Raw genomic sequence first — 4174 nt, 5'->3', positions numbered from 1 at the left:
CACGCGCGGCACGACATCCCAGCAGCGATCAACTCTCTCGACCAACCGGCAGGGGCACGGTCTTTCGTCAGGACTCAACGTCCAGGAACACCGAGTGCTCACCTACCGGGTGGCTACCAACCAGGAGTCTGCCGGATGGCACACTCCCAGAACTGATTAGGAACGTCCATTTGAGTGGCACGACAGGTGCCCCGGCCAGGCCGGAAGCGACGGACTGGTTCGTCCGGCTGCCGCCACGGCGCACCGCACCGGTCCAGTTGGTGGCGATCCCGGGTGCGGGTACCGGGTGCGGGGTGATGGCCCCGCTCGCACGCCGGGTCGCGGGCGAGCTGGAACTGTTCGCGGCGAGCCTGCCCGGCAGGCTGGCCAGGTACGCCGAGCCGGCCCGCACCGAGTTCGACCCGTTGGTCGCCGAGCTCGCCGACGCCTTGCCCGGCGCACTGGACGACACCCGCCCGTACGTGCTGTTCGGCTACTGCTCAGGCGCTCTGCTGGCGTACGGACTGGTACGCGAGCTGCGCAGGCGCGCGGCCCGCCTGCCTGCCCGGCTCGTCGTGGTGTCCTTCGTGCCGCCGCACCGGGTGCCCGTCCAGCCGAACCTCACCGGTCTGCCCTCCGCGGAGTTCTGGGAGGCGATCCTGACCCACGGTGGTGTCCCCGCCGCGCTCGGCGAACCGGAGCACCGCCCGGCGCTCGAACCGGCGCTGCGCGCCGACTACCAGCTGATCGCCGACTACGCGCACGTGGACGAGGACACCGTGCTCGGGTTGCCGATCACCGTGGTGGTGGGCGCGGGGGACGAGATGCTCGACCCGGAAGTGGCGCTGGGCTGGTCGAGGTACGCCGGCGACGACTTCACCCTCAAGGTGGTCGGTGGCGGTCATTGGCTGCTCGGCGAGGCCGTGGACGACATCGCACACCAGCTCACGTGCGTGACGTGCCACCCGGCGGGGCAGGGCGCCGGCCCGAGCCCGGTAGGCGGAAGTGCCAGTGGAGGTCCGGTTTGCTGACAGCTCCCCAAGTGCTGGCCGGGAGCCGGCCGTTGCGCCGGTACCTCGGACCGAGGACGGCCCAGCTCGCACTGCTCGCGGTGGCGCTGCTCGCCGCGACCGGGCTGGCGATCGTCGGGCCCCAGCTGCTGCGCCGTTTCATCGACGCCGTCGGCGGCGACACCGCGATATCGGCGGTGGTGGCGCTGGCGGTCGCGTTCCTCGTGGTCACCGTGCTGGCCGAGTTGTCGTGGCTGACCGCGGACGCGGTCGGGGTGCGGCTGGCCTGGTCGGCGACCAACGACATGCGTACCGATCTGACGGCGCACTGCCTGAGCCTGGACATGCCGTTCTACGAGGAACGCGCGGCGGGTGAGCTGATCGACCGGGTCGACGGGGACGTCGGCAGGCTCGCGGGGTTCTTCTCCCAGCTCTTCCTGCTGATCGCGTCAAATCTCCTGTTGCTCCTCGGCATCGGCGTCGCGTTGCTGATCCAGGACTGGCGCGTCGGGCTGTGCTACATCCCCTTCGTGGGCGGTTCGGCGTTGCTCCTGCGTCGTCTGCTCGGCCGCGCGGTCCCCGCGGTGGTGGCACAACGCCAGGCGAACGCCGAGCTGCTCGGATATGTCGAAGAACGCCTCGGCGGTCTCGAGGACATTCGTGGCAACGGCGCCGGGCACCACGTGCGGCACGGCTTCTGGCTCAGGGCCGCCGGCCTGCTCACCGCCGCCCGGCGAGCGGCCCGGCTCGGTGTCCGCTGGCCCGCCGCGGCGCAGGGCCTCGCGTCGCTGAGCCTGCTGCTCGCCCTGCTCGCAGGCGCGATCCTGTACTCGACCGGCCAGATGACCCTCGGCTCCGCGTATGTGCTCGTCGCGTACGCGGGCATGCTGCAGGTGCCCCTGATGGTGCTCGTGTCACAGGCACAGGAGGTGGAGGAGGCGGTCGGCGCGTTGCGGCGGATCGACGAGCTCTTCGCCGTGCGCAGCACGATCGTGGACGGCGCGCACACGCTCGGACCGCACACGCCGGGCGGCGGCGTCGAGGTTGTCCTCGACGACGTGTCGTTCGGTTATCGCCCGGGAGAGCTCGCGGTGCGGGAGGTCAACGTCCGGGTGGCGCCGGGACGCAGGCTGGCGCTGGTCGGCCGGACCGGCAGTGGCAAGAGCACGCTCGCCCGGCTGCTGGTGCGGTTCGCCGATCCGGTCAGCGGCCGGGTGCTGCTCGACGGACGGGACATCCGCGACCTGACCGTGTCGTCGGTCCGGTCGCGGGTCGGTCTGGTGACCCAGGACGTGCGGATCTTCCACGCCTCGGTACGCGACAACGTGACGATGTTCGGCGACGAGGTTCCCGACTCCGCTGTCGAGGAGGCCCTGCGCGCTGTCGGCCTCGAACCATGGCTGTCCGGCCTCCCGGCGGGCCTGGCCTCTGTCCTGGGGGCAGGCGAGGCGGGACTGTCCGCCGGTGAGGCCCAGCTGCTCGCGTTCGCCCGCATCCTGGTGACCGACCCGGGCCTGGTGGTCCTCGACGAGGCGTCCTCCCGGCTCGACCAGGTGAGCCGCAAGACGTTCGACACGGCGCTGACGCGGATGCTCGCCGGGCGCACCGCGGTGGTGATCGCCCACCAGCTCGCCGCCGTGCGCGTCTGCGACGAGGTGCTCGTCCTTCGGGACGGGCGGGTGCTGGAACACGGAGATCGCGCAACGCTGGTCGCGGACCGGAACTCGGTCTTCGCCGACATGCTCAGGACCGGGGAGGCGTTCGAGTGATCAGGTTCCCGCTGGCCCGGCTGCTGGCCGGGCGGCCGGCGCGCTACCTGGCGCTGACCGTGCTGTGGAACGTCGTGCGTGCCTCGGCACTGGCGACCGGCCTGTTGCTGCAGGCGTTCTTCGACGTCCTGGGCGGGCACGCCGCGGGCGGTCCGACGGTCTGGCTACTGCTCGCGCTCATCGTCGCCAGCGAGGCTTTCCGGGTGTCGATGTGGTACGGCGCGATCCTGAGCCGAGCCGAACCGCCGTACACCTACCAGGTGCGTTCCGGCCTGCGTGACAACGTGTTGAGCAACCTGCTGCGCAGGCCGGCCGCTGTCGCGCTGGACCGCCCCGCGGGGGATGTGGTCAGCCGGGTCAGCGGCGACTGCGACGAGGTCGGCGTGTTCGCGATCTGGTCCGCGTCGAACGTGTCGCGGCTGGTCGCCGCGGTCGCGGCGCTGGTCATCATGCTGACGGTCGACCCGCTGGTCGCCGTCGGGCTGATCGGGCCGGTGGTGGTCGTGACGCTGGCCGGGCGGGCGCTCAACGGGCCGGTCGGCCGGTACCGGCTCGCGGCCCGGGAGGCCGCCGCCGAGGTCAGCACGGTCGTCGGCGAGGCCGTCGGCGGGATCCAGTCGATCAAGTCCGCCCGGGCGGAGGGCCGGGTGGTCGACAGGCTCGTGCGGGCGGGCGAACACCGCCGCCGGGTCGCCGTCCGCGAGGAGGTCCTGGTGTCCTTCCAGGGGTTCCTCTTCCGCAGCACCGGGGCCTTCGGCACCGGCCTGGTGCTGGTGCTCGCCGCGGGCAAGCTGCGGGCCGGCACGTTCACGGTCGGGGACCTCGCCCTGTTCGTGTTCTACATCCAGATCGTCGCGGACGCGGTGAACGCACTGGGGATGTTCTTCGGCCGGGTGAAGCAGGCCGACCTGTCGCTGGGCAGACTGGCCGAGCTGACCAACGGGATGGCCGCGGCGACCAGGTCGGGCCCGACCTACCTGGATCGTGAGCTGCCCGCCGAGGCTCCCGGCGCACCGCACCAGCCGCTCGTGTCGCTCAGCGCGGTCGACCTGACCTGTCGGTATCCCGGCAGCGACCGCGGTGTGCGCGGCGCGAACCTGACCATCACACCTGGCACGCTCACGGTCGTCACGGGCCCGGTCGGTGCCGGCAAGAGCACGTTCGTCAAGGCCATCCTGGGCATGGTGCCGCTCGAGCGCGGCGAGATCCGGTGGAACGGTGAACCGGTGAGCGACCCCGGGGCGTTCTTCGTGCCGCCCCGGGCTGGTTACGTCCCCCAGACGCCGCACCTGTTCAGTGGCACCTTGCGGGAGAACCTGGTGCTGGGCCGGGACTGCCGGGAACAACGGCTGCTCGACGCGTTGCGGCTCGCCGCGTTGGTCTCAGATCTGTAGTTCTTGGTGTAGGGTATGTTTT

General features: G+C 71.4%; 3 protein-coding genes. All 3 read left to right on the top strand.

Annotated elements, in window-relative coordinates; all coding sequences use genetic code 11:
• Window positions 1–170: 170 nt before the first annotated feature.
• Genes ACJ73U_RS38010 through ACJ73U_RS38000 form a run of 3 tightly spaced genes read left to right on the top strand, consistent with a single transcriptional unit; the run spans window position 171 to window position 4152 of the window.
• Window positions 171–1010, top strand: a complete 840-nt coding sequence (locus ACJ73U_RS38010) for a thioesterase II family protein (protein ID WP_407782615.1) — start codon at window positions 171–173, stop codon at window positions 1008–1010.
• Window positions 1004–2758, top strand: a complete 1755-nt coding sequence (locus ACJ73U_RS38005; protein WP_407782614.1) for an ABC transporter ATP-binding protein — start codon at window positions 1004–1006, stop codon at window positions 2756–2758. The genes ACJ73U_RS38010 and ACJ73U_RS38005 overlap by 7 nt, the downstream gene beginning before the upstream one ends.
• Window positions 2755–4152, top strand: a complete 1398-nt coding sequence (locus ACJ73U_RS38000) for an ABC transporter transmembrane domain-containing protein (RefSeq protein WP_407782613.1) — start codon at window positions 2755–2757, stop codon at window positions 4150–4152. The genes ACJ73U_RS38005 and ACJ73U_RS38000 overlap by 4 nt, the downstream gene beginning before the upstream one ends.
• Window positions 4153–4174: the final 22 nt, after the last annotated feature.

The organism is Actinophytocola sp. (assembly GCF_045807065.1).
In the GTDB taxonomy this organism is placed as follows: Bacteria; Actinomycetota; Actinomycetes; order Mycobacteriales; family Pseudonocardiaceae; genus Actinophytocola.
The sequence above is the reverse complement of the archived record's forward strand: the minus strand, read 5'-3'. Positions and strand labels throughout refer to the sequence as shown.